The organism is Herminiimonas sp. (assembly GCF_030655415.1).
This window is the reverse complement of the sequence record NZ_JAURVN010000014.1, coordinates 255,661-280,908: the sequence shown is the minus strand read 5'-3', so window position 1 is coordinate 280,908 and position 25,248 is coordinate 255,661. Positions and strand designations below refer to the sequence as shown.

24 protein-coding genes are annotated in these 25,248 nt (G+C 45.8%); 9 read left to right on the top strand and 15 right to left on the bottom strand.

What is annotated here, in order from left to right; genetic code table 11:
- Positions 1-26: 26 nt before the first annotated feature.
- The 5 genes from Q7T66_RS10425 to Q7T66_RS10405 all read left to right on the top strand — a co-directional run bounded on the left by Q7T66_RS10425 (position 27) and on the right by Q7T66_RS10405 (position 8,875).
- Positions 27-3,350: a hypothetical protein gene (locus Q7T66_RS10425; RefSeq protein ID WP_304933270.1), complete on the top strand. Its 3,324-nt coding sequence runs from the start codon at positions 27-29 to the stop codon at positions 3,348-3,350.
- Between the two features lie 2 nt (positions 3,351-3,352).
- Entirely contained in the window at positions 3,353-3,814 is a 462-nt protein-coding gene (locus Q7T66_RS10420; protein ID WP_304933269.1) for a response regulator, read from the top strand.
- A 4-nt stretch (positions 3,815-3,818) separates the two neighbouring features.
- Positions 3,819-5,039 (top strand): hypothetical protein, encoded by a 1,221-nt coding sequence (locus Q7T66_RS10415; RefSeq protein ID WP_304933268.1) that lies wholly within the window; start codon positions 3,819-3,821, stop codon positions 5,037-5,039.
- Between the two features lie 129 nt (positions 5,040-5,168).
- Entirely contained in the window at positions 5,169-7,136 is a 1,968-nt protein-coding gene (locus tag Q7T66_RS10410; protein ID WP_304933267.1) for a hypothetical protein, read from the top strand.
- Entirely contained in the window at positions 7,133-8,875 is a 1,743-nt protein-coding gene (locus tag Q7T66_RS10405) for a hypothetical protein (RefSeq protein WP_304933266.1), read from the top strand. Before Q7T66_RS10410 ends, Q7T66_RS10405 begins: the two co-directional genes overlap by 4 nt.
- 128 nt (positions 8,876-9,003) lie before the next feature.
- On the opposite strand, the gene Q7T66_RS10400 is transcribed toward Q7T66_RS10405, so the two are convergent.
- From Q7T66_RS10400 to Q7T66_RS10370, 7 genes are all read right to left on the bottom strand, one after another.
- Positions 9,004-9,294, bottom strand: coding sequence for an antitoxin VbhA family protein (locus Q7T66_RS10400; protein ID WP_304933265.1), 291 nt, complete (start codon positions 9,292-9,294; stop codon positions 9,004-9,006).
- Between the two features lie 61 nt (positions 9,295-9,355).
- A complete protein-coding gene (locus Q7T66_RS10395) occupies positions 9,356-9,787 on the bottom strand; it encodes a hypothetical protein (protein ID WP_304933264.1) in 432 nt (143 codons plus the stop codon).
- A 13-nt stretch (positions 9,788-9,800) separates the two neighbouring features.
- A complete protein-coding gene (locus tag Q7T66_RS10390; RefSeq protein WP_304933263.1) occupies positions 9,801-12,122 on the bottom strand; it encodes a hypothetical protein in 2,322 nt (773 codons plus the stop codon).
- Positions 12,119-13,645 (bottom strand): site-specific integrase, encoded by a 1,527-nt coding sequence (locus Q7T66_RS10385; protein WP_304933262.1) that lies wholly within the window; start codon positions 13,643-13,645, stop codon positions 12,119-12,121. Before Q7T66_RS10385 ends, Q7T66_RS10390 begins: the two co-directional genes overlap by 4 nt.
- On the bottom strand, positions 13,646-14,866 hold the full coding sequence (locus Q7T66_RS10380; protein ID WP_304933261.1) for a site-specific integrase: 1,221 nt from the start codon (positions 14,864-14,866) through the stop codon (positions 13,646-13,648).
- Between the two features lie 721 nt (positions 14,867-15,587).
- A complete protein-coding gene (locus Q7T66_RS10375) occupies positions 15,588-16,445 on the bottom strand; it encodes a hypothetical protein (protein WP_304933260.1) in 858 nt (285 codons plus the stop codon).
- A gap of 310 nt (positions 16,446-16,755) precedes the next feature.
- The gene (locus tag Q7T66_RS10370) at positions 16,756-17,832 is read right to left on the bottom strand and encodes a zonular occludens toxin domain-containing protein (RefSeq protein ID WP_370691640.1); all 1,077 of its coding nucleotides are present in this window, start codon (positions 17,830-17,832) and stop codon (positions 16,756-16,758) included.
- 2 nt (positions 17,833-17,834) lie between these two features.
- Here Q7T66_RS10370 and Q7T66_RS10365 point away from each other — a divergent pair, with 2 nt between their 5' ends.
- Positions 17,835-17,972, top strand: a complete 138-nt coding sequence (locus Q7T66_RS10365; RefSeq protein WP_304933258.1) for a hypothetical protein — start codon at positions 17,835-17,837, stop codon at positions 17,970-17,972.
- Positions 17,973-18,012: 40 nt separating this feature from the next.
- Here Q7T66_RS10365 and Q7T66_RS10360 read toward each other — a convergent pair whose 3' ends face one another.
- The 6 genes from Q7T66_RS10360 to Q7T66_RS10335 all read right to left on the bottom strand — a co-directional run bounded on the left by Q7T66_RS10360 (position 18,013) and on the right by Q7T66_RS10335 (position 21,047).
- Entirely contained in the window at positions 18,013-18,294 is a 282-nt protein-coding gene (locus Q7T66_RS10360) for a DUF2523 domain-containing protein (protein WP_304933257.1), read from the bottom strand.
- Entirely contained in the window at positions 18,291-19,646 is a 1,356-nt protein-coding gene (locus Q7T66_RS10355) for a virulence factor TspB C-terminal domain-related protein (RefSeq protein ID WP_304933256.1), read from the bottom strand. Before Q7T66_RS10355 ends, Q7T66_RS10360 begins: the two co-directional genes overlap by 4 nt.
- The gene (locus Q7T66_RS10350; RefSeq protein ID WP_304933255.1) at positions 19,639-20,019 is read right to left on the bottom strand and encodes a hypothetical protein; all 381 of its coding nucleotides are present in this window, start codon (positions 20,017-20,019) and stop codon (positions 19,639-19,641) included. The genes Q7T66_RS10355 and Q7T66_RS10350 overlap by 8 nt, the downstream gene beginning before the upstream one ends.
- The gene (locus Q7T66_RS10345; RefSeq protein ID WP_304933254.1) at positions 20,019-20,246 is read right to left on the bottom strand and encodes a hypothetical protein; all 228 of its coding nucleotides are present in this window, start codon (positions 20,244-20,246) and stop codon (positions 20,019-20,021) included. The genes Q7T66_RS10350 and Q7T66_RS10345 overlap by 1 nt, the downstream gene beginning before the upstream one ends.
- Positions 20,247-20,548: 302 nt before the next feature.
- Positions 20,549-20,857 carry a hypothetical protein gene (locus tag Q7T66_RS10340; protein ID WP_304933253.1) on the bottom strand — a complete coding sequence of 103 codons (309 nt, stop codon included), beginning with the start codon at positions 20,855-20,857 and terminating at the stop codon, positions 20,549-20,551.
- Positions 20,858-20,867: 10 nt separating this feature from the next.
- A complete protein-coding gene (locus Q7T66_RS10335; protein WP_304933252.1) occupies positions 20,868-21,047 on the bottom strand; it encodes a hypothetical protein in 180 nt (59 codons plus the stop codon).
- Between the two features lie 303 nt (positions 21,048-21,350).
- Here Q7T66_RS10335 and Q7T66_RS10330 point away from each other — a divergent pair, with 303 nt between their 5' ends.
- Positions 21,351-21,707 (top strand): helix-turn-helix transcriptional regulator, encoded by a 357-nt coding sequence (locus tag Q7T66_RS10330; protein WP_304933251.1) that lies wholly within the window; start codon positions 21,351-21,353, stop codon positions 21,705-21,707.
- A 113-nt stretch (positions 21,708-21,820) separates the two neighbouring features.
- On the opposite strand, the gene Q7T66_RS10325 is transcribed toward Q7T66_RS10330, so the two are convergent.
- Together Q7T66_RS10325 and folE are read right to left on the bottom strand one after the other, a co-directional pair.
- Positions 21,821-22,246: a BLUF domain-containing protein gene (locus Q7T66_RS10325; protein ID WP_304933250.1), complete on the bottom strand. Its 426-nt coding sequence runs from the start codon at positions 22,244-22,246 to the stop codon at positions 21,821-21,823.
- 19 nt (positions 22,247-22,265) lie between these two features.
- Positions 22,266-22,973, bottom strand: coding sequence for a GTP cyclohydrolase I (folE, locus tag Q7T66_RS10320; protein ID WP_304933249.1), 708 nt, complete (start codon positions 22,971-22,973; stop codon positions 22,266-22,268).
- Positions 22,974-23,432: 459 nt separating this feature from the next.
- On the opposite strand from folE, the gene Q7T66_RS10315 reads away from it, so the two are divergent.
- Positions 23,433-24,800: a methyl-accepting chemotaxis protein gene (locus Q7T66_RS10315; protein ID WP_304933248.1), complete on the top strand. Its 1,368-nt coding sequence runs from the start codon at positions 23,433-23,435 to the stop codon at positions 24,798-24,800.
- Positions 24,801-24,835: 35 nt separating this feature from the next.
- Positions 24,836-25,234 carry a thiol-disulfide oxidoreductase DCC family protein gene (locus Q7T66_RS10310; protein ID WP_304933247.1) on the top strand — a complete coding sequence of 133 codons (399 nt, stop codon included), beginning with the start codon at positions 24,836-24,838 and terminating at the stop codon, positions 25,232-25,234.
- Positions 25,235-25,248: the final 14 nt, after the last annotated feature.

Genomic DNA, 25,248 nt, shown 5'->3' with positions numbered 1-25,248 from the left:
CATACGTAATGATTGTCTAAGTCGAAATGCGCCATATCAAAGCACACCCAAAAAAATTAAACGATGCGAAAAACCTTGCTCGTGGGGCTCTTGCAAGTTTACAACCTGCTGTAAAAACTCTTAAGCGACGTGGTGACGTTGCTCCAATTGAGCGCACCTCAATTTGGGACGTTCAGCAAACCAGAACTCATCGCTTGAATAAAGCGATTGAATCCGCAAGAAGTGGACTAACGAAAGCTGATGTTGAGAAATTCAATAAGTGGCTTGACAGTATTATTCCGTCCTTGGATTTAGATTCTGGAGGATTAGGAGTACATTTGCCATCTTTAGGGATGCTGCCACAAGAGTTATTAACAAGTGGTTTAGATAAAGAGCTTGAAGCAAGTATTCGACGCTTAAAAACTTGCATTCCTGAAATTATTTCATTTTCTAAAGTGGCAAAACGAATCGCTGAAAATGTCGGACGACGTCAGTATTCAGATGCATTGAGTACGTTAGAGGAAGTGAAGAATTCAGAGGGCTACTCCTTCTGGTACGTTGAAAGCAAATTGGCTTTAACGCGACTGAACTGTGGCGTGGAAAAGCTTAAAAGTGAGGTAGAGAAATTGTCAATTGGTGGTCAAGGACACCAGCGGTTTTTTTTCTATTACTTTGGTGTGCGCAACGAACCAGCACAAAGTTCTTTACGGTTTCGATCGTCCGTCAAAAAAGTTATTGACGATAGCAAGCTTTCCAATTCACTTAAGTCTTACCTTAAGTTTCGTTTGTATGGATGGATTGAGCCTCGCTCAGATGTTTTAGCTGAGATCATTGCATACGAACAATCTACTACTCTTGTAGACCTGTTTTTTACATTCACGAAGGTTTGTAACCTTGTACTTTCTCAGAGTCGCCATTTTTCTGGGAGGACGGTCGATTTGGCGAAAGAGGGACTTACACTTCTTGCCGAGGCGATAAAATCTTTTGCTCTTAAAACATCTGGCACTGAACCAAAATGTGATGAGATTAGTGATCTCGCATTTAACGTACTAAATTATTTTTTCCAATCTCCAGAGCAGGGGTCAATTTCTTGCGAAGACGTTCAAGCTGTGAGCGCAGTAGCTGCGCAATTATCTACAAGAGGCAATGAATTACAGGCAGATGAAGCTTCGAAGGCTTTCATTAATATGAGTTGGTTGCCTGTGGCGAATGCAATTGGTGAAATACAAAATATTCCAACTTTGCCCGAACTCGTATTATTTAATGATCCTGCGGTACTTGCCACCCCATTTCTTATTGGACTTCATACGAAGTTAACATCAAAAAATACAGATCCGTTTTCAAAAGATGCAGTTCAAGCTCTTCGAAAATTTTGGCGTATCTATGAACTACGTAATGAACAACGTATAGAAGAGTTAGTTGAATTCTTAAGAGTGGAACTAAAAACAGGGGTTGGTGGAGATGTAGAAGATGCTTTGACGATTCTCTATGCTGATGCACTTTTCCAAACGGGCGAACTGCAAGAATGTGTGTCCATATGCGCAGCTGCAGGGCAGACCAATGAACGGTTGCTCCCCTTACTTCCTTTTAGCGACTTATTTATAGGAAAACGTTGGGTAAAGGTTCGAACATTCGGACCATCAGTAGAACTAGCTATAGCACTGACTCATGCTTGTAAAGTTATTGACGACGAAAAATTACGCACTTTTAAACGATTTGCTACAGAAGAACTGCTAACAAAACACAGCTGTTTAACAATAGACGAGCTTATACCCAAATTAGCGACAGATATAGATCATGAGGTAGTTGCCTACTTTGGATACAACGTCTGTGATATCGCGACGATAGAACTGCTTCCTGGAATGGGTGAATCTCGCCATGTCAGACGGGTTCGCGTATCGCTATTGAGACACCTTGCAGCACTTCATACAAATCGTGCCGTTTTATTTGAAACAGAAGCACAAAGCTTAGAGGATGCGCTTCAGGTTGATGATGGTCTTTCAGTTCTAGATGACAGTAAAGTTCACGTCGATGAAGAGGCGGTAGTCAACTATATTTCGACCGAATATCAAGCAGATTTTCAACGTTACAAAAAATTGGTCGCAAGTGGCATTGGGCAAGCGGAGTCGCTTAACGACATTTTGAAATACATAGACACTCCTTCCGCACGCATATTCCAGATACCTAAAAACGACGCGGATGATTTGTTGGTGCAATTAACAAACAACATTCTTCAGCGTTTTCTTTACGACCCCGCTTCTGGATTGGACATAATTATTGGACGGCGTATCCGGCACAACACTATTTCAAGTGAGTTACGCGGAGTTCTTGAAAAGGATGACCTAATTGGTACGATTCATCACGGAATATATCAGCCTGCTGGTACTGTTATGCGTGCATGTTCGCAAATGAATGCGAAGCAAAAAAAAATCGTTTTTGCCGCGAATGCACGGTTTTCAGAGTCCATTGACCAGCTTGTTGCGGTCTTGCGTGATCATTATTTTAATGTGAAATCTCGAACCAAGCCGCGTGGTGTTTTCGAATTATCGATCAACTCGGTGTTGATTGCACTGGTTCGATCCGCTGCTCAAACTTGCACTCATCTTGAACAATTTACGCGAGAGTGCATCTCGTCATTTTGGATGTTTTTATCATTTAAGCTGGAAGTGACTCGTCCTGATATTGAAGCAGAAATATTACGCATTCTGCGACTTTCTTTCCAAAAATTTTCACTTGAACTCACAACCCAAGGCGTAGATATAACAGTAATCTCTACTGTGCAACGAGCAGCTGAAGAGCTGGAACGTCGAGCAATCACGATTGCCAGCTGGGTTGGTGTACCAAAGTTACTCCTTGAAACTCAGTATCACGAATTGAGGAAAACGATTGATATTGCTGTAGCAGTAGTTTCTGGACAGGTGCCAGGGTTCAAGCCCATTGTAGAGCCATGCATAAAGACGGACATTGCGCTTGACAGTAGAGGTTTTGCAATCGTTTCTGATGCTTTATATGTTGCGGTCGATAATGTCGCCCAACATTCGGGTAAGAAAATGGATAACAAAATCTCTTTTCTAATTGATTTCGACCGAGAACGATCATTACTGACGTTCGACATAACAAGCGAAACGGCACCTTCTGCTAGGAAGCCCGATAAATTGCAAAGATTTCAATCTATTAAAGCGGATATTCAGAGAAAAACGTTTGTAGATGGTGCTAGGCGAAATAAGCACTCTGGCTTGTACAAACTGGCAGCCTTGGTGCACCAATCGAAGAATACCAATCTCTCTTTTGATTTCATTCAAAAAGATAAATTTAATCTTCAATTCGAACTTTCTTATGTGCCATTTGTTGATAGCGCAGTAAAGGAATGAGCGTGCACATTTTAATTATCGAAGATAGCGATGCAAAGTTAGAAAGTATTCGAGCCATTTTAAAACGAGAGATTCCGGACTTAAAAACAAGCGTTGCCTACTCTGTCCGATCGGCTATAGATTCGATTGTAGAACCGGGACCAGACCTGATTGTTGCTGATATGTCGCTGCCGACGTTTGACATCGATAGACGCGAGCGCGGTGGCACTCCTCGACCATTTGGAGGTATCGAGGTGTTCGAACATTTGGACCGGTTCGATCTGAACACTCCTGTCATTGTCGTCACCTCATATCCGTCATTAGGTGACGGTGAAAATGCATTAAATCTTAAACAGCTTAGCGATCGTCTCAAACGGCAATTTCCATTGAATTATTGTGGGTCCGTATATTTCGATTCAGCGTATTCGACGTGGGAATCTAATTTCGTCGAATTAATCCATAAGTCCATTAATCAGAGCAAATAAAATTATGTCCCTGCAAGTACTTCTTCTAGAGGACGACCCGTCCAAAAAAATAAAACTACTAAAATTTCTTCAAGAATCTAGTGACTTTATAGAAAGAATAGATACGGCGATCTGTACTGATGATGCTGAGAGGTTCCTTTGTGAACATACATATGACTTATTTATTGTAGACATTGTTGTACCAAAGTCGCTCGCTGGAGAAAAGCATGAACGTAACAGTATTGCGTTACTTGAGAGCTTAGATGAAAGAGCCACCTCGGCAAATGTGCCTAGGTTCATTTTGCCAATAAGTTCGTCATTAGAATTGAGCGATTTGGCGCACGGCTATTTTATTGGCCGGCCATGGGGAATTCTTCCTTACAACGATACAGACGACAACGCATTAAAAAGCATACAGAAGGTGGCTGCATTTATATCATCCCAAAGTCACATTTCAGTATTGCCGAAATGTGACGTGCTGATCATTACTGCTCTAATCGATCCGGAATTTACTGCGATTGAAGCTTTACCTCTCGCTTGGGGAGCATACGAACCTTTAGATGAGCAGCATCTTATGCGCAGGGGCACATTCCAGACTGCCGGCATAACGAAGGAAGTTGTCGCAGTTTTTTGTCTCAGAATGGGACCTGTCCAAGCTGCGATTTTAACTACTAAATGCCTAGTATTATTGAATCCAAAGCTCGTAATCATGGGCGGTATATGTGCAGGACTTCCTGGAAAAACCGAAATTGGAGATGTCGTGGCTGCGGATGTTTCTTGGGATTGGCAAAGCGGGAAGTTCGTTGATTCCGCAGGAGAAGATGCATTTCAGATTGCCCCCCATCAACTTGATATTGGCGAAAGCCTACGTAGTCCGTTAATTTTATTTAAAAAAGACAACCAATTTTGGCAGTCTTTTGCAATGGACGCTGTGCAACATAAAACAACGATTCCGAAGCTCGTGATAGGACCGATGGCTACTGGATCATCTGTTTTGGCTGACGAACGGATTACTGCTCGAATTAAACTACAACAGCACAAGAACGTGGTCGGGCTTGATATGGAAACGTACGGTGTTTATGCTGCGGTTCAATCTTGCGCCCCCCACATTACTGTGATTAGTCTTAAAGCAGTATGCGACAAAGGTGATTTGCAGAAGAACGATGATTTTCAAGAATACGCTGCGTCGGTATCTGCAAGAGCGATTTCTCATTTCCTGACCAACTACAGCGATCGATTACTTTGATAGGTTTATTCTAGTTGACGCATCTATTATTTTGTAATGCGAAAGCGCGTACGAGTTTCTTTGAATGTAAGCCATCCAGCGTAATAGCGCTGCACTAGGCACGCCCCACTCAAAAAAAGAAGGCTCAACGTGAAACATTCATTCATCCTCGAATCGTTGGCATCATCTCGAGTGACTCCAGCTCATTTAGCTTTGGTTCTGCATATGGCAGGGAACACAGAATTGAGCATCCCGTTTCCTGATAATTGGGATGGCTCTCTCTCGAATGTGGGCGACGGTTACGAAGTAGTGTCTGGGGTTCTAAAATTTGAGTCACTAAAACATCGTAACCAACTGTTGGCTGAATTTCTTTATGCTGAGTATTTCAGTGGAAAAATTGAAAATTTCAAAGAGCTGTTTTCGGTTGCTAATGATCTTTATAACCGAGAATTTGGTCGAGAAGATTTTGTAGCGGGTAGATTATTATTAAAAGTATCTGAAATTGCAGACGTCTTTTTACTTGCCGGGAAGTTTCTAGGCGAGGGGCCAAATACTTTTCGAGTTCTCCATGTACTAGAAACATATTTGCATCATGCAGATAGTTTGAATATCGAGAGTTTATTTTTTCTTGCTCGTGAACAGCACGAAAAAACAAAAAATGACTTGATGTCTGGGACTTTATACAACGCGATCGAAAAATGGATTACTCTGCGCCCAAAAATCGCACACGAAATGTATCAACGAGCGATAGAAGAAACGGATGATATAACGGCTAGCTTTATCAGCGTTTCCCTTTATGCCATCTCGAAGTCCGATATCAATAAGGCCGCGTCTCTATGTGTGAGCCTCATAAACGCTGCAAAGCCTCGATTGCAAGGTGTTGGCCGATGGATGGCTGGCCAGCTTCTACAACGAACAGAATTGGCCATTGAGCAGCGTAATGAAATTGAGGGCTATATTCTTGCAGCTTTGAAAGAAGGGCCCGGCATTTTAAGGACGCAAGCGATACGCGCCACTACAAACGTACTTCATGTTTGCACTACGTTTGATGATGCATTGATTGCACTTGCAAAAAATGAAGATCAGGAGGTTCTTGCTTTAATTGGAAATGCTCTTTTCCAAAGATCAAACGAGTTGCAGTCGCAAAATCGTTTTTTTATTTGGCTCCCCTTATTAGTCGCACTTAAACCTAGCGGTGAAGATTCCCTCGGCGGAATTGACTACGTACTTGCTCAGCATATAGCCGATGACAGTGCTCACTCAATAGATGTAATCAAGTTTCTAACAGCCTGGACATTGCGCAACAGCGGAAGCTCGCCATTGGAGAGCGCATTCTCTGAAAATTTTAATGAATGCATGGTTAAGATTTCAGGTAAACCAGCTATTTTGGCAAAGCTCGTAGTAGATTGGTTTTCGCACGATGACCGTCAATTGGCAGGTGCTGCCGCGAGCATGCTTTCGGAACTTGAAGTATATGGCTACGAAACTATCCAATTAGATGCGGACAGATTAGCTGAAATGAACGAAAACGACTTGAGATTTTTGGTTGCCCGCATTCTCGGATTTGTTCACAGCACAAAATATCTGATTTCAATCGCTTTTTCGTTTCTCCAGGTAGAAGATAGCGCCTTGGTTAAGACCATTCCCATCCTGCGATGGTTGTTAGTTGAGGAGATTGGATATGACTACCCTGGAACGACTGTCGACGCACTTAAGCAAGCAGAGCAGGCTGAGACACGACCAAGTATTCAATTAGTTCTTAAGGAATGGCGAGTCGAAATAGAACTTTTGCAGCAAGAATTGGACGCGCTACCTCGCCTCAATGAACTTCGCCCCCCTGCACAGTTACAGCGAAAGTTTCAGGCCGCGAGAAATAAGCAAATGAATCAAGCTCGCGAAAAAGCATCCGAAAAATCCATTATGCGGCAGATTGCAACTCAAATTCCTGTGAAGGCAGGACGCGGATTCTTTAATCATTCGCATGGGCAGTATAGTGAGCCTAGCACCATGCATACAGTTTCATACTCAATTGAGCTACCAAGGCGAAATACATTAGATTCCGTTGGTAATGATCATCGCGGTTTTTACTATCGCACGCTTAAGAAGACTTTTATATGAGGTTGATTCTTTCTCATTACTTAAGGACTCTACGGGAGAGAGACGAATTTGATCGCCTTTTGCCTGAGCTTTTGGTTGCAATGGGTTACGTGCCATTATCTAAACCTCAAGCTGGAATCCGACAATTTGGCGTTGACTTCGCGGCTGTTGGTCACTCCCCTGATGATGGCATCAAGGAAATACTGCTCTTTGTAATTAAACAGGGAAACATTGGACGAAGAGAGTGGAGTGCATCGGAACCTGCTGACTTGCGCCCCAGCCTCGACGAAGTTTTAGATGTCTTTGTTTCTTCACATATTCCGAATGAATATGTATTGCTCCGAAGGGTTGTGGTCGTAGCAACCACAGGGGAATTGAAGCAAGAGTTGCTACCTAATTGGACAGGTTATGTAGAAAAAAATCGCGATAAAGCATCATTTCATTTTTGGCACGGTGACAAGGTAGCAGAGCTTTTAGAAAAATATCTTCTAGACGAAACTTTGTTCGCATCAGATGATCGGCAAGATTTGCGTAAGGCGCTGGCTCTTTGCGGTGATCGCGATTACAAATTTGGTGACTATTTAAACGTTTTAAGGCGGCAGCTTGGTTTGCAGGAGGATGGTTCCGTGATTGCGTCACCTAGCAATCAGACGCAGATGTTGAAGGCCATGCGTCGCGTAAATTTGGCTGCGCAAGTTTGTTCACATTGGGCAAGAAATGAAGGGGATATTAAGCAAGCACTATGGGTAATAGAGCGAGGACTTTTGTGGTCATGGCATCGTATTCAATTTTATGAAAGTGATGATAGAAAGGTTTTTTTTAGCGCATTAGCCGATATGTGGCAGGCATACTTGCAAGTTTCAAGGGAATATTTTGAAAAAATGCAAAAGCATTTTTCAGTTCGTGATGGAATGAGCGGTTACTGTCGAGAGAATGCCGAATATACCCTGGTACTTTTTGAACATATAGGCCTAGTGGCAACCGTTGGCCTATGCCAAGCATTTAGGCCGGCAATCAGCGACGAAGATGAGAAACAAAAAGAACGCAATGCTTTGATCATTGCAGATGCACTAGTTGTATTGCTTAACAATCATGATGCTACGGCTTCACCTAGGCTTGATCGTCATATTGTCGAAATCAATCTTGCGCTGACCTTACTGGTCGTTACCAAACGCTATAAACAGTTGGACGCTTGGTTGAATGATTTGGCACATAGGCTTAACTTTAATTTTTTGCGTAAGCGAGCATTTCCAATAAGCACAGATTCAACGGATGATTTAATTGACTTAGAAGTATTTGGCGATGCCGATACCGCAGAAAAATTGATGAGCACATCGTGGACCTTACCCACGATCGCCACTTGGTGTTCCTTGAGAGGTTTGAGTGAGCAATATCAAGTGCTTTCAAATGGTAGTAATACAGACTACTCAAATGTGTGTGGTCAACTTTGGCATCCGACACAGGATTGGTCATCCAGTTGGTATTACGAAAATGCCCAGTTTTCGACTGGGGATGCGGAAGCACCGTTTCATCTTCCCGAAAATTCTGAATTATTGAATCAAAGGGTTAAAGATTTTATGCAACTTGAGCGTTACGATTGGGTAAAAAATTCTCAAACTCTAGCCATAGGTTTATGGGCACTTGATTTCGTCGCTTGTAGACATTTCAAGAACCCAATGCCAGCGAGTTTTTGGTATAAGGTTATAGAAATAAGTGCTGCAGATTCTTCTAGCGTTACCTGCGAGGTTACTTCCTCTTGATTACGTTGTTCGGGTGTGTTTCCGCGCCAACAGGTGTTGAGCATTGCGCTGACATGCTTCGCATCACTATGACTGTTCAATGCAATATTACTTTTGCTGATTATGTAGCAGCTCTCCCATCGGTCGACCTAGTTAGTCATGTCAGCCATTCTTAATGTTGTTAGATCTGCTTCAGCCTGTCTCATACGAGTCGTATCAGTAATTCCAAGCATATTGGGCGACGCTTGTAGATCGCTTTGTGCCGAAGTTAATTCGAGTTCTATATGATATTGGCGTAATAATTCCACGGCCTCATTTGTTGTCCAATGTCCCAATATCCACTGCTCGAAAATGGAAATCGCAAACGGACTCGGCGTTAGCCCACTAATCGCGTTGTTATTTATCGCAGATTCAATTGCTGTCTTACGATGATTTTTCAATTTATCCTTGTTAATCAATAATTTCGCGGGCGCGAAATCCTTTCATCGGGATTGGCTCTCCCTACATCGCTGTAACATTGTTTGGAATAGCTCCTAACTCTACTAGTTTAGTTCGTACTTCTTGATGTTTTTCGAAAAACTGTGCCCATTTATTAAAACCTCCCATAGCCCCTACTGCACGCAACATAGCGACGTGGGAAGCAGTAAGAAGTCGTAGATTGGCTTCAAGTTCTGCGATCTGTTGCTCTTTTTGGGCAAGGGCAACCGCCATGCTGTGATGAGATTGTTTGCCAGCACGGCTTCGCCAACCTCGATATGCTAATTGCTGTCGTTGGTAATCGGCTAAAAGCTTACTCCTAGCTTCACTGCGAGTAATCGATGAGGCTGCCTTAATTGAAGGATGTAAACGTGCAACTGCGCGTGCTGTAATGTTCACATCTTCCGCGAGTAACGTCTCCAGAATTATCCTCATTTGCGAATCAACTTCTTCCATTATTTCTCCTCGTTTACTCGTCGACAACCGTTCTCGAATGAGGCTTAGAGAGGTCAACACCATCCGGAAAAACTAGCTCCCCTGGAGAAGTAGCAAGCAATTTTTGAACTCCAGAAAGACGTTCTTCAGCATGTTGAAGCTGATTACGCCAGCCAATACTTGTCGATGGCCGTAATCGTATTGTTTCGATGGCTACTTTGAACTTTTCTTCAAGACGCACGAGATTTTTCTTGTTCTCAGGTAGGTCCGTGGCAGATAGATGCCGACAATTGGCAAAGCATTCCAGGTGCTTGGGGCAGGGGTCTACTGTGAAGGAATTCAAACAGTGCCCATAAGGTGTCGCGTGGAAACCATCAGCCTCAACACGTAAATATTCGTAAGCAGAAGTGTCGCCATCTTTTTCTTGTATTCGGAGAAATGCCTCAACGATAGGGCCGTTAGCCTTGCCGGCTTTGATCATCTTAGCCACGGTCGTCGCCTTTTCACCGAGCATTAACTCAATCTCTTCCGGAATGGATATTTGCTCAAGATCTTCAGCCAAGCTGCGATGATCATATTCGTAGCTCTGTGCAACGCTTCTTCTATTAAAACGTTTTGAAATAATCGTGTCTGCGACCCCTAACCGAAAAAGCTCAGTGTTCTGTAGATGCCGTAGTTTGTGAGACTCCAATTTCAGATTTCGATCTTCTTCTGTCGCACCGTATTGAGCAAATAAAGAGGGTGTCTGATTTTGGCCTCCAAGAGCAAAGCCTATTAGAGTAGGGTCAGGTCGACTCACGGCGATGTATCGAGTGATGTCGCAAAGACCTTCATTGCGCTCTTCGGCGAGGGATCGTTTGGGATGCATGAACAGCAATTCCCATGGTTGAATTGCTCCAGTTTCTGCAGGTAGAGGCAATGTGTCAGAGATTTTGGTTGGCGTCATTTTCCTAATATGATCTTCCAGTTCGCCAATATGCAAATAGGTTTCGCCCCAAGATTTTCGAGCATTAGCACTAATAGGATGGCCATCCGAAGTGCGGTAAGTGAGGAGAGTGGCTTTACTATCCATTTGCTTCTGCAGACGATTACCGAACATGTAAATTGACATGTCCAACTGTTTGATTGATACGCTGTATTGCGTTTTCTGGAAATCATGTAATTTGTGCAGTATTGCAGCATCAAAATTTAAGCGATATTCGTCTAAAAATGGTTCTCGCTTGATTGCCAACCAGAATGGGTTCCCAGTGATATGCGTATAGAGTTGGGTGAACGGAACGAGCTCGTTTTTTTGATACCACGGAAGCAATCTCCCGGACTGACATTGCAGTTTCAATGTTTCGCGCAATGGGGCGGTGATGTCGGCAACTCGTTCCAATGTGTCAGTTAGTAACTCACGAAACATTTCAGGGATCGGCTGCACATTTACCCTCAGTATCCGGCTATCCGATTCTTCTTCCTGCTGTTTTTCTGCAAAGTGACGCAACAACAATGCTGATGAAAAGCCACCGGCTTTTCCCGCAGGTTGTTTCTTGGCATCAAGATAAGTGCGTTCACGTTTCCAGTCTATGGGCAGAAGAACAATTTCTCCAGCACGTAAACCGGTGAAGATCATCGTTTTTACTGCAGCGAAGCGTAATTCATCCATGAATGTTCTGGGGCGCTCAGTCATTACTATTCGAACTAATTCCCAGAACGCCTGTTTAGAAGGCAATCTTTCCGCCCGCTTGCGATCTTCAAGGTTGGTGCGAAGTTCATCTTCCGACATAGTGTGCTTAGACTTCACGTTTTTTAATGCAACACGTTTCACGCTGAGCATGCTGTACATCTGTCCTGCATCACAGATGTGATATTGATCTAAGATGACCTTGACTATGCCCGCTACAACTTCGGAAAGTTTGCCGGAGGTTTGAATTATTGACGCAATGCGAACTGAATATTGAAGGTCATCGAGCGTTATCTCCCAAGGCTCCTTCTGAGTACAGGTCGCCAAAATACGTAGAGGTCTTGCAATTTGTGAGGCGACGTGTGCTGCCGAATTGCGTTTAAAGAACAATTGTTCAGAAACTGCTGCCTTCATCAAATCTTGCCACGCAGGGGAGAGCCTTTGCCGAGGTAAAACGGGGAGATTTTCTGCGGCGCGTTCTGCATTGATTTGCTGAATTGCCTTCGACTCATAACCAAGATCACGCAAATAGAACGTCGGTGGTGGGACATCACCGATACATGCGGTTAGATTCCAACCAATTCCATCAACGGCATTTCCTTCGTCACTAATAGGAAAATCCCATGTTAATCCCTTGTCGCTGGCGAGCGATTTTCCAAGTTTAATGAATGAAGTGTAATGTTGGTTCATCGTGAATTTTTCTCAATCTCATCGATGACTACTTGTATTTCTGCGATCGTACGTTGCAGTTGCATATACGCTGGTGACTTTACGTCAGCCCGCGAACTACGTTCAAAGAACAATACAATTTCTCGGATGTTATCAAGCACCTTTTCGTGAAGCACAATGTCTCTCACTGGCATGAATTTATGACACCCATAGCAAGACGTGATGGGATTGTAAGGACAGCTAGGCTGGCCAGACTGGCACCCTCCAATTCCGGCAATAGATATTCCATGTGGTACGGCGGCAATCTGCTGCTCTTCCTTTAGTTGAGTTAGCTCCTCGTTTGAGATGAACTTATCATGTGCGATTTTTTCTACGCGCCGATATACTTCCGACGCGCCCAAAGCTCTATTAACACGTTCGGCATGCGAGGCAGACGTTGCGTAATACACTAGGCCAGTATCTGTCTGCGCATGCCCCATGAACTCTGCTAACTCCTCATGACTGGCTCCAGCATCGACTAAGCGCTGAGCGGCTGTATGACGTAAGTCAGTTGCCGTTCCAATATCGTCAGAATCAATCAGATTGCGCACAAATGTCGAGATTCGATTACCAACTTCCATGCTGGACTTCGCTTGGAAAAATTTCGTAGTCCCATCAGTACCGCTCAACTCTAATTTCGTTTTTAGGAGTGTGAAAATAGGTACCCATTCTCGCTTCACTCTTCGTGTTAATAGAATACGGTTCTTTCCACCGCGCTGTTTAGCCATGTGAAATGACAAATGAACGGTGGTTTCGTTGGATATTTCATCATTCCATATCCTCACGTGACGTTGATCCAGCATTCCGATTTGAAATGGCCGCATTGCAAATTGGTAAGCACAAATTAGCATTCCCGTATTTACCAAGGTGTTGTACGAGACGATGCCTGGTTGCTGAGCTATCTCATCTATATAGCGAACAATCACAGCCTCCTCATCTGTCGATAAAAATACATCGCCAGCCCGTACGGCGGCATATTTATCAACAACTGGTAGGGGAAGGGTAGTACTCAGAAATACGTGATAGTCATTGGACCAACCGTATAACCTATATGCGCATAGTAAATAAAGTAAAGATTTTGCGGCTTTGTATGCTTGTGGTTGTAATTCACGTCCCCGTAGGTTTTTCCAGACATTAGCAATACCAGATGGCTGAGCCTCCAAAATTAATGCAACGTCTGCGGGGGTAAATTGATGAGCATAAAAGATGTAGTTATAAGCCGTTCCTATACTCAAATTCTGCACAATGAGGAACGCGAACACATGCTTAAATATAAGTGCACAATCAGAGTCGAGCTTAGAGAAGTCCAGAGTTCGCGAATCTCCATGAACCATTAATTCAAAGCTACTTTTCTCCTCTGGGTGGCGAATCGAATGAATAGTGTCGGAGAACTCGTCGCGGTATCGGAGAACGGACGGCAGCAGAGGCAAAGCAGCACAGAATTTACCTAATATATCTTTGGCACAGGCAAGTTCTGATGAAGAATCGGCAGGGTGTTGATCCATCTAATGCCCCTTTGGAAGTGCTCGTAACAATGTAATTCGATCATCAAAGGCATTGTTCCAAACACTTGAAAGCCTATCTTCGAATACTGCTCGAGCATAGCGGGAGGGCATTGTCGATTCCCTAGACCACCCGAAGAAAGTGCGTATCTTTTGAATGGCTTCATCCATCGAATCACCTTGTTCAAGCAGTTGTTGAAGGCGAACAACGGCACAGGTATGACGTAAATCATGTGGCGTAATAGATGTTTTTGCGGTTCTTGCTTCAAGATCCTTAATTACTGTCTTTGGTATGTGTTCAGATATTTGGGCAAATGCCTTTGTCAACGCTTCGGTTGATAAAGGTTTGTTATTTTGAGAATTGAGGAGATATGAGTGATTCGGTTTTGCGCGGTAATTTTGTAAGTAAGTCTCAATAATTCGTGCGGTTGTTTCGCCAACCGGAATCTGTCGAATAGAGGCTTTTGTTTTGATGCCTGGCTTTGAATGGCGTGGATCGTTGATCGCATCTTCGTAACCGTTTTCTTGAATGTTGATCCAATAGCGAACTCGCTTTAGCTTAATGTCGTATGCACTCTTAACTGCATCGGCGGGTAAAAGCAGAATTTCACCTCGCCTTAAGCCTTGATGAAGCATCAGGATGAATGAAACGTAAATTCGCCAGCGAGTTCCAATCCTGGGAAATGGATTTTGTTCTGATTCAGGATCGAGAATTTTATATAGTGTCTCAATAGTTGATGCAGGCAGCGATCTAATGGGCTCTGCTGAGTTTCGCTTATTTATTTTTAACTGGCGATAAAGTATGGAAAGTTGTTGTAGTCGAATTTCGATCGGCCGTAATCGTTGGTCAGAATTGCCTTTCGTGATCCACGTGACGACCGTAATGACAAAGCTAAGTCCTGCTTGCCAACGAGTTTCATCGGCGTCGGTTGTTTCGGGTTGGTTGCGGATTGAGATGAACCAAGATTCCAGTATCTCGGCTAACGCATGATCGTCTAACGTGCCTAGCGCTAAATCTAAAGCACCATGACCTTTGAGCTCATCAGCGTGTTGATACAGATTATTTAGGTATCTGAGTTTCTTGAGATGGGTCGATTCCGCCAAATGTCCAGCCGTAGCGATGGACCAAATTGTCGCCCAGTATCGAGGCAAGCCAAGTTGATCCAATAGAACAGGACCTAACAAGCTTGATGGAATCAGCGGGTCTGAAAGTTGAGCAATCATTCAGTCGTGGAATAATATGCAACGCTAAAAGATACCATTTAACAGGCGATTGTTGCGGTAGTTATTCAAGAACATGCAACACTATGAAAACTACCAGGCATTCGTATAATTTATATTATGTCAAATAGAATCCGTAGATTCTGGTATGCACTGAAGACATTTTTGGCAAAGACGCTGACCCCTGCAACACGCTAAAAAATCCAAAATATCCCTACTTGAGACGCCTGCTAATTGCAGGCGTTTTTTTATGCGCGCTATGAATCTGTAATGTCTACGTCGAGCAGCTAGTCCGAAACGTCCGCCACGAAGATTCCGCAAATGCCAATACCCTTGCCGAACCTGCTGCAAGAGGCTATATCGATCAGCGGGAGAAATCGTATCGAACGGAAACAACTCTAATTGCATTGGCCCTCAACTCCGAGAACGATCACGCTCTAATGACTCACAAGCACGAATAGCAGCCTCAAGCCATGTGCATGAACCCTTCGACTGTTCAAACGCGATCAAGCGATCAGCAGCTTTGTAGTCACCGAACAGCGAGACAATAAGCTTGCGCCTAGCGACCACAAATGGCCCATCAAAGGGAGCTAGCCTTTTGACACGTGCAGATGGAGATGTATAGAGACCATAGAGCCATAGAAAGAACAGAGCTAAGGCGAGCATTAAGCAAGCAAAAATAAGATGTTTATTCAAGCATTCCCCCGTATTTACGAGGGCGATTTTACACCGGAGGCTTAGAAGCGGAAAACCAATGAAACTGGTTCATTGAGTCAGCGTACTGCGCAATATCTGAATAACCATTCAACGCGAATTGCTTAGCTAGCTGCACAACGATGTCATAGGTGGACGTGTCACCGTCGTACCAAATGCGCTCCGGCTTAGGCATAGTTATATCTTTGCTAGACCAGTAGCTCTTGGCGTTCAAATCGGCTTCGCTGACTTTCTTAGATACGTACTTCGCGATGTAGCTAGCAATGCGGTGAGAGCTATTGCGGCCACGTGGTTTCGTGAAGTTGACGTTACCATTCCCGCGGCCAATAACACGCGACCACATTGACGATATCAGTCCGTAGCTTTTGACTCGCACACCATGTTCATTGCGCAGATATGCTGGGAACTGTTGGCAAGCGATATGGATATGCAGAGCGCCCCTTGCTTGCGGCTCCAGCGTGGCAACGTATTGAAACTTACCCAAAGTAGCTAAACGTTTGCGAAAGGCTTTAAACAGCGATTGCATGCGTTTCTCGTCTTGGATATTTTCACGTGTAGTCAAAGTCATCATGCAGTTTGCTTGAATCATTTTGCAACGGCGACGGACTTGTGTTTTTGCACGACGTGCAGCGCGATCGATCGATCTGTCTCTGTCCCCTTCCCCGCGCTCCGCCTTTGCAGGTAAATCAAGGTCATCGAAATCAGCACCATCCGACCAGGTGCGCTTGGCTTCGTCAATGAAGACCTCAACACCATCGGGAAACTGATGAATCGTTACTGTTTTCCAGACTTTCGACTCTACTGCGTCGTATTGTGGACACGATGGATGGTTACGATCTTGAAACTGCGATACTATCTTTTCAAGCATGTCAGATACCTCTAAGCGGGTGATGTGCGAGCCGCGAAGGTTGGCAGACCTAACGCGGCATTTTTACGTCCGTATTTTTCTAATTCTTTCTTGTTTCCACTCTGTTGTTCCTTAAGTGTCCTAGGTACAAGTTAAGCGGCGCTTCGCGCCGCTCGGCCGGCTTCGCCTTGGCCGGCGGCATCGAATTCAAAAGCGGTTTTGCATGGCGCGGCAACGTGAGCATCATTGCTGTGCCCGGTGCGCGCATTACTAGGAAAATAGCCATTGATAGTCACCGTCTACATGGGCCTTGCAGCCCATACCCCGCCAATTAAGAACCTGGCTGACGTACACCGTCTTTACGAGCGCCAAGCACGCCAAAACCGTCAGCAGCAAGCGTTTGAACAGGCGTATGCGCAGTTTCTTTGCTAGCTGGAGGTGCAGCCAATGAGGCAGGGGCGTATGAAGGCTGTGCCGCGTGCGCAGTCATAGAAACCTTGATTAGATAGCCGAAGCCACTTGCGGACTCTCTGCATTGCGGCGGCTCAATGATAGTTACGCCGGAAGATGTCATGCACGTGCATTTAGTCTCACTAGCAACGCACCCTACGTATTCAATCTGAACGGGAACAGGTTCAGGCGACGATTGAGTAACCACAGTTGAAGTACTAGGCGGCGGAGATGACTTGGCCGTAACAGCGCTTGACGATGATTGCTTTGTTTCAGGCTTAGCTTTTTTCGAACCGAAGAGGGAATCGTAAGCACCGGGAAATGTATAAATGCAGAGACCGAAAGCGATCACTGGAAGCCATACCCACGCAGGATATTTAAACTTTTGCTTTGTGTGTATCTCGGCAGATTTGTACCAATTGAAAACTTTTTTAGGATACGACCAATAGCTAACAACTGCGTTTTTTGTTCCAGCAAGTGAATCACTACATGCATCCCATTCGTAGACCATTGCACGCATGCCACCGAAGAGACGACGGTAATGCATGTGCTTGCCAACAAGGGCACGTACAGCGTGATCAACGAGCTTTGGATGCTGTGTGGTCAGCCACATGTCTATTCCGCGATGGCGATGCGTATTTAGCTCTGAAACGTGGTCAGGCGGTGCCATAGCGGACGAGCGAGGCGGATAGCACCCTTGCGCTTCATCGATCAAGATCAAGGAGCCATCTGGGATCGCTTCCAGATCGGGAACAATTTGTGGTGCAAGCGCCCTGCCTATGATTACTGATTTTGTCGGCAGCAAAGAATGAGGCAACGCGAGATCAGGAATGCCAAGCACGAAGATCGGACGCGCTTCTTCAGGATGTGTTTTCCAACGGGCGACCAACTCTGCCAGTGCTTGCACCATCGATAGAGTTTTACCCGCTCCCGGTACACCAGTGCGGAGAATAATCATTTTTGAATACGACTAGCGCGGAAGGTACGACGACGAAGAAAGCGAAACGCCACGTCAAGCCAGTGAAAAATAAAGTCGTGCATTGCGTAACCGAAGATGAAGCCGACGAACGAACACACAGCGATTGTCTGCAGCATTAAATTTAAGATTAAGTCGACTTCTACTTGCGTCATAACGGCCTCACTTTTTAAAGACATATTTGGAAGCGCCCAAACTCGCGAAAATAGCGATACGAGCGACGTAACTACCCATGACTAAGCCGAGAGATTCAGGAACGCCAGAGAGAGAAGCAAGCTGCATAACAACGAGAGGAAGAGTTGACCAACTTTGCTGGGCAGACTGGACAAGTGCATTAGTGGCGGCGGTTAAACCGGTAAGGGTTACTGCAGTAAAACCGAGAGCGATGATTCCCCGGATTACTAGCGGCCCTACGAGGCTAACTAACCAAACTGCAATGCTCATGGCTTGAACGCCTCCATAAATATGTATGCAGACGTGACGGCAGCGATCATTAAAAAGATAGAGCGCAGAAACACAGCGAGATCGCAGTACGGCTGATAAGAGATAGTGCGAAGGCCGTATAACTCATAGGTGATAGGCGAGGGACAACCAGCGGAAGATGCAAAGACAACAGGCGTAACAGTCACTGGAACATCAAGCTTTGGGATGTCCTCTGCAGGAGGAGGATCACCGAGTACTGCGCACCCTACCCGCAAGGGATTTGCCAAACAGGGATCTTCTATTTCTGACGGATCAGCGGGATCTGCAGAGCCGGGATGATTGACAGTAGTTGTCTCAGTACTCGTATTGTTGGTGACGTTATTTATCGTCGTTGAGGTGGTTATTGTCTGACTTGGAAAAGTGGTTTTTGAATCGCCTACAGTGGTGCCAGTCGTAGTAGGAGTAATAACTGTCTTTTCCGTTTTCGTCGTCGTATCGGAGGAACCGTCAGGATTTGTTTTGGTTGTAGTACTGACGACTTTTTCAGGGGTCGTCACAGGAGGGGCATTGACCTCAACTGGCGTGTTGGTTTTTACAGGACTATAAGGTTCAGGCAGACCGGAGATAGCACCATCGCGCATCATCGCGTCATACAGAGGCTTAAATTTAGCTTGCTGCTCCGCCCTTAAAAGTACATCCGTTTCGGTTTGCACTTCGGTGGCGAGAATGTAATCAGGAACATAAAAATTAGTTGTTCTTTGAAGAGTCAACTGGTTATAAACAACGCCGCTATATCCAGTCGTATATCCAGTTACAGTACAAGCATTAGCACCGTTTAAAGTACCCTGAGCAGTGTAATTGGGAACTGTAGACGCCCAGTGATTAGCGAGGAAAGTACAAGCTTCAGAAGGTGATTTTTTAACAGCGTATGGAGGAGCGTTATAGCCATAGCCGGTACCTGGAGAATCAGTTGGAATACCTGGCTTTTCTTTCTGCTGAAAATCGCCGTTTGGATTTATTTTATAGTCGCCGCTTGGACACAATAAATCACACAACTCAACAACAACTTCAGCCATCGCTACAGCAGGAATAGCTTTAGCTGCAATTTTTCCAGCAGCCTTAGCGATAGCAGCCTTACTCACTTTAGCACCAACAGATACAGGGACTTCAGTACCTTTTAAAACAATATGGCCAGTTGTTTTATCAACGACACCAAAGGCGTCAACGACAGTTTGCCGAGTGCTATTCGCAAGAGTACCTTCAATGCTTCCCGCTGCATTCCACTGAACATAAGTTTGAGCGTTTGCATAAGGCACAAAAAAAAGACCTACCGAAATGAGCAGACCGACGCAGAAATAAAAGAAATTACGCATTGTCATTGCCTCTGTGAGAATTACGGTAGTCAATCAAGCGCATGAAAAATTTATAGAGGCAGTAAGGGACAACGATGAGCCCAACTAACGCCCAAAATATTTCCATACCAGCCGCCATAAGATCGGCTTGCTGGCACGGCGCGAATACAGGAATTTGCTCGACTGTTCGGTATGTAGAAGCGGAGCCATTAGTAGGCGTTGAAGCGACTTTTAAAAGCAGAGCGCCGGTATCAGAATTGACACCCTCACAGCTCACAGTCATTACTTGATCGCCGCCCGATGTCACAGAGGACACCGGGTCATAACGACCACAGGTAGCCGCCCCTGCCTCAACAGGAGTTGCATAGCAGAAGAGACCGACCTGATACGACATTACGCGCCTGCGCGACGACGGATGAACGCGTAGACCATTGCCAACGCCAGAATGCCGGTAGACAAACTGATGAAGGCCATTTGAACCGAAGTCAGGCCGGTTGCAGCTTCAGCCACAGCTGCCGTGATCGCAGTCACATCTACAGCAGCATGCGAAGACTGCGAAACGATTGCCAGAGGCAATGCCGAGCCAACAATGGCCAGTTTTTTCAAGAGACGTTTGCTCATTTTAAATTTCCTTTTAAGGTATTCGCCTGTAACCGACAGGCAGCGGATTTGCCGTTATGGCGAATTCAGATGTTCAGAAGCGTGCAAGCACTCAGAGCAAACCAATGGGGTTGTCAGATCATCAAACTGATCGGGATATTTGAAGTCGCCGCATATCTCGCATTGCTTATCAGCGCCCTCCTCGAGTTCATCGCGGCAGGTATAACAAATGACCGAACCATCCGGCCCTTCGTCAAAATCGCCGTTTTCCTCTACAGAGAAACTACAGAAATCACAAATGCGACCCATACAACCCCCTCGGTTTAAGCAGCTTGTTTTTGAGGTGCAGGAACGGCAGTTGTTTTGCCGTGTGGGTGCAGGACGGTGATGCGTGGGACAACGATGCGTTCAAAACTCACAGCCAGTTCAAACTCTGCCAAGTAAGTACCGGGCGTGGTGTTGGCTAAATCTTTCGGCAAGATCAATTCGCCGATTTGGACGCTGTTGCCGGGACCACGCACGACGCATTGCGCCTTATGCATTTCCCACGGGTTGCCGGTGCGCTTTGCAATGCCGGATTCTTTATTAACAGCGATGATTTCGATTAGGTGTTTGTTATCGACAGCGGACATGGCAGTTTCCTTAATTAGTTTTTGGAACGTATGTATAAAAATGGGCAAGACGCCCTTGCTTTTGGATGGCTTTTTTAGCCCTTGCTACAGCGACTTCGGAACGTGTCGCAGATTCGGTAATTTTGGTTAGGAGCCAGCCGTTAGGGCGATAGACCCAAACGGTGTAGTCCTGCTTTTGAGCGCGTGGCATTACCACTGCCCTGCCATACCACCAAGAACATGTATGCAATAAGCAGCACCAGAGGACGAGGCAAAGTACATAGAGGCGTCACGCTCAGAATCGGCGAGACGCATTGAATAAAAGTTTTGATCCAGTAGCTCACGAAGATGAGCAGTTACAAACGGTGAGAAAGGCATGGCAGTACCCCTTGTTTACTTGTTGAGTTAGTCATATTCGGCTACATTGGAGCCATTGGACATATCAGACTTAGTCGGATGCGACTAATCAAAATGGATATTAGTCAGAACCGACTTAACACGCAAGGGGTAAATGATGAAATACGACAATTTAATGAAAAAAGTTTTAGGAAACTCAAGCGTCAATGCAAAAGCGAAAGAACTTGATATCCCTCAGAAGTCATTAGATCGCTATATGAAAGGCGAACACTTACCAGACTGCGCAACCGCAATAATCTTGGCTAAAGCAGCAGGAGTATCGATAGAGGAAATGGTGGTAGCAGTAGCGCAAAAAAAAGCTGAATTGCGACCTGAAAAAATGCATTCTTTTCTCAGACCCGCAATTGCCTCTCTGGTAACAGGATTCATCGCTGTCAATTTATTTTTGACACCAACACCCGCGAAAGCCGCACCGCTACTCGCTTCGCAGGATGCTTCACTTTATATTATGTAAAATTGCATTGGCGGGTTATCGAACGCTTTCAAAGCTGCTAAAGCATGTTGAACTTCGCAGCACCCCACTACCCACTAGTTAGGCATGCCGCATGCGCTCAACAAAATGCGGTTTTACTTGCGCCCGATGATCGCAGCGTTGGCGATCAGGTCGTCGATGAGTGCCAACGAATGTTTGCCCGACATCGCGTGCGGATTCAACGCGGGCAGATCTGAAAACCGCAGCAAGATCGCGACATTAACCTTGGCTAGATTGACCTGGCCCATGGTCCAGCCGGCGTAACGACGTTCGTTGATTTCTTCGTAGTGCAGCAACACCACATCGGTGTGGCGAGGATCGGCGATGATCTTGGCGTAAAGCCTGTTGATGGGATCGCGACCGCCTTCGAGCACCTGCATATACACTCCCTCGCTATGGCAAAGAATGCCAGTGATACCTTTATGAGGATTATGAACATGAGACTGTTGCATGATGTCATTCAGATCGCCACACTGATTTTCACCGATGGCGCGACTGGCGTACAAGAGTCGAATTAGCATGTTGTTCTCTCTAAAAATATTAGCGTTTGATCAGTGAAAGAAACTCGCGACGCAGCGCCGAGTCTTTCAGAAAAGAGCCGTGCATCACACTGTTGACCATCTGGGCACCCATGTCCTTGACCCCGCGCCACTGCATGCAAAAGTGGTCCGCTTCCATCACTACGGCAAGACCATCGGGCTGCATTTTTTCTTGCAGCAGATCGGCCAGTTGCACGACCGCCTCTTCCTGGATTTGCGGACGGCTCATAATCCACTCGGCAATACGTGCGTATTTGGACAGCCCGATGAGATTCGAGTGCTGGTTCGGCATAACTCCAATCCACACTTTGCCGATGACCGGACACAAATGGTGGGAACAAGCGCTTCGCACAGTGATCGGACCGATGATCATCAGCTCGTTCAGGTGTGAGGCATTTGGAAATTCGGTCACCGCTGGCATGTCGACGTAACGCCCACGGAAAACTTCATTGATAAACATCTTGGCCACGCGGCGGCCCGTGTCCTGAGTGTTATGGTCGCTCGCGGTGTCGATAACCAGACTTTCCAGCACGCCTTGAAGCTTCTCACTCACTTCAACCAGCAGTGCATCGAGCTCGCCCGGTTCGATAAAACGCGCGATATTGTCATTTGCATGAAAACGTACCTTGCTCGCCACCAAACGGTTGCGGATACGTTTTGATACCGGCAGTGCAACGGAGGAAATTTCAACAGCGCTATCATCTGACATGTAGGGAGCCTTATCAAAGGGTAATAAAAATGCCGCTACGCGTTCTGAAAAAATCCGCAAGCTATCGAGCACCGCGGAAATGGGCTGCGGCGCAAACTGTCAGCAAGACAGATTACAAGAAACTGCATATTTACTAAATACGATGAACCTATATTGAACCGACAATATTAAAAATTAATTTCTCTTAAGTTAATTTTGAACCGACATTTAACTTAATTATACAGTTCAATAATGGTTCATTCTGGTATATTTATCGACTATATGCTTGCCACTGTAGGCTCTGGCTCATTGCTTGCAAACAGCTAAATAAGCCAAAGGTATTGTTGCTACGGTGGCGTAAATTCGGTCCCGAGCATCGCTTTGCCGCAAACTTTCGCGCAAGCGTATTGGGTGCTCACATAACTTTCGATACCAATGCCGCTCTTTTTATACCAATATTACAAGCAGACTCATCGCCTCATGCTGCCGTTATTGTGGCTACTTTTTCTATGTGGGCTCGGATTGTCCACACTACACGGAACTTGGCATTGGGCGCTTCTCATCGGACTTCCAACAGCCATCGTACCTTCACTCTTCATCTGGCGTGCACCCGAGGCTTTTTCTACCCGCGCTCTAGTCGCGTCAGCGCTGATGATCTTCGCGGCCCTCTTCATTCATCAAGCGGCTGGATTGACTGAAATGCATTTCGCCATCTTCGTCTTGCTGGCGTTTCTACTTTGCTACCGAGATTGGAAAGTAATCCTAGTCGCGGCAGTCGTCATTGCTATTCATCACCTCAGCTTCAGCTATCTACAAGAATGGGGATATGGCGTGATTTGTTTTACTAAGCCTGGCTTGGGCAACGTTGTGCTGCACGCTTTATTTGTGGTGATTGAATCTGCCGTGCTCGCCTATCTTGCACAACTACTCTATCGCGATGCAGTACAGGCTGGAGAGCTACGCACACGTGTCGCATCCATGACCGGTGCTGGCGACGGCAGCATCGATTTGCGTCTCGCGGCAGAAGCACCCATGAGTCATGCCGGTAAAGCCTTGCAACTGATGATGGTCGAATTGCGCGAAGCCATTATCGATGTCCGCGATGGCACCAGCACTATTGACTCTGCATCCGCAAAGATTGCGAACAACAATAATGCATTGGCAGAACGTACGGCGCAGCAAAGCAGCTCTCTTACCGAGACCGCGAGCTTAATGGCGGAGATTACCTCGACCTTAAAGAATGGTGCTTCACATGCGAATCATGCCGACGCGCTCGCAAAAACTGCTGCGGAAGTTGCAGAACGCGGCGGCGCCGAAGTAGGGAAAGTCGTTGCTACGATGGCTTCCATCAACGAGTCGTCGCAAAAAATCGTCGATATCATTTCAGTCATTGACGGCATTGCGTTTCAGACCAATATTCTCGCGCTCAATGCCGCAGTGGAAGCTGCCCGCGCCGGAGAACAAGGGCGTGGCTTTGCTGTCGTGGCGGGTGAAGTGCGCAGCCTAGCCCAGCGCGCGGCATTAGCGGCGAAAGAGATCAAGCAGTTGATCAATGCATCAGCACAGGAAGTTGATACCGGCGGCATTCTGGTTACGCAAGCAGGGAAAACCATGGGAGATGTCGTCGCCAGCATCCGCAGTGTGACGGCAACGATGGCGGAAATCCGTGCAGCCGCACGCGAACAAAGTTCAGCTATTGAGCATGTCAATCAGGCCGTACTGGAAATTGAGGCCGTGACGCATCAGAACAGGAGCATGGTTGAAGAGGCGTCAGCCATCTCCGCAACACTCAGCGAGCAGGTCCGGCGACTGGTCAGCGTTATAGGTATATTCAAACTCACGTCTTAGGTCTTTTTCGGTCGTTGCTGTTGAAAGGAATAGATATGGAAGACTGCGCGGCTGGTCAAGACGGTAGACCTACAGAGGTGATGTTTGATGGCGCATGCCCTCTTTGTCGCTTGGAGATTGATATTTATCGAAAACTACAGACGAAGGCAGAAATCAACTGGATAGATGTCTCTGCCGATGAGTTTCAACCTCCAGTCGGCACCAGCAAAGAACAATTGCTGCGGCGCTTTCATTTGATTACTCCTGACGGCGAGATAATCAGTGGCGCCGAAGCTTTTGTATTTGTCTGGAATCGATTGCCTGGTTGGCGCTGGCTTGGGCTGACTTCTCGCTTACCTGGAATGATGTTTCTAATGGAGCTGGTATATCGCAGCTTCCTTGTCGTACGGCCCGCATTACAAAAAATTGTCAGATTTTTTGTGGCAAAGCCTTAACGCCAACTCATCCC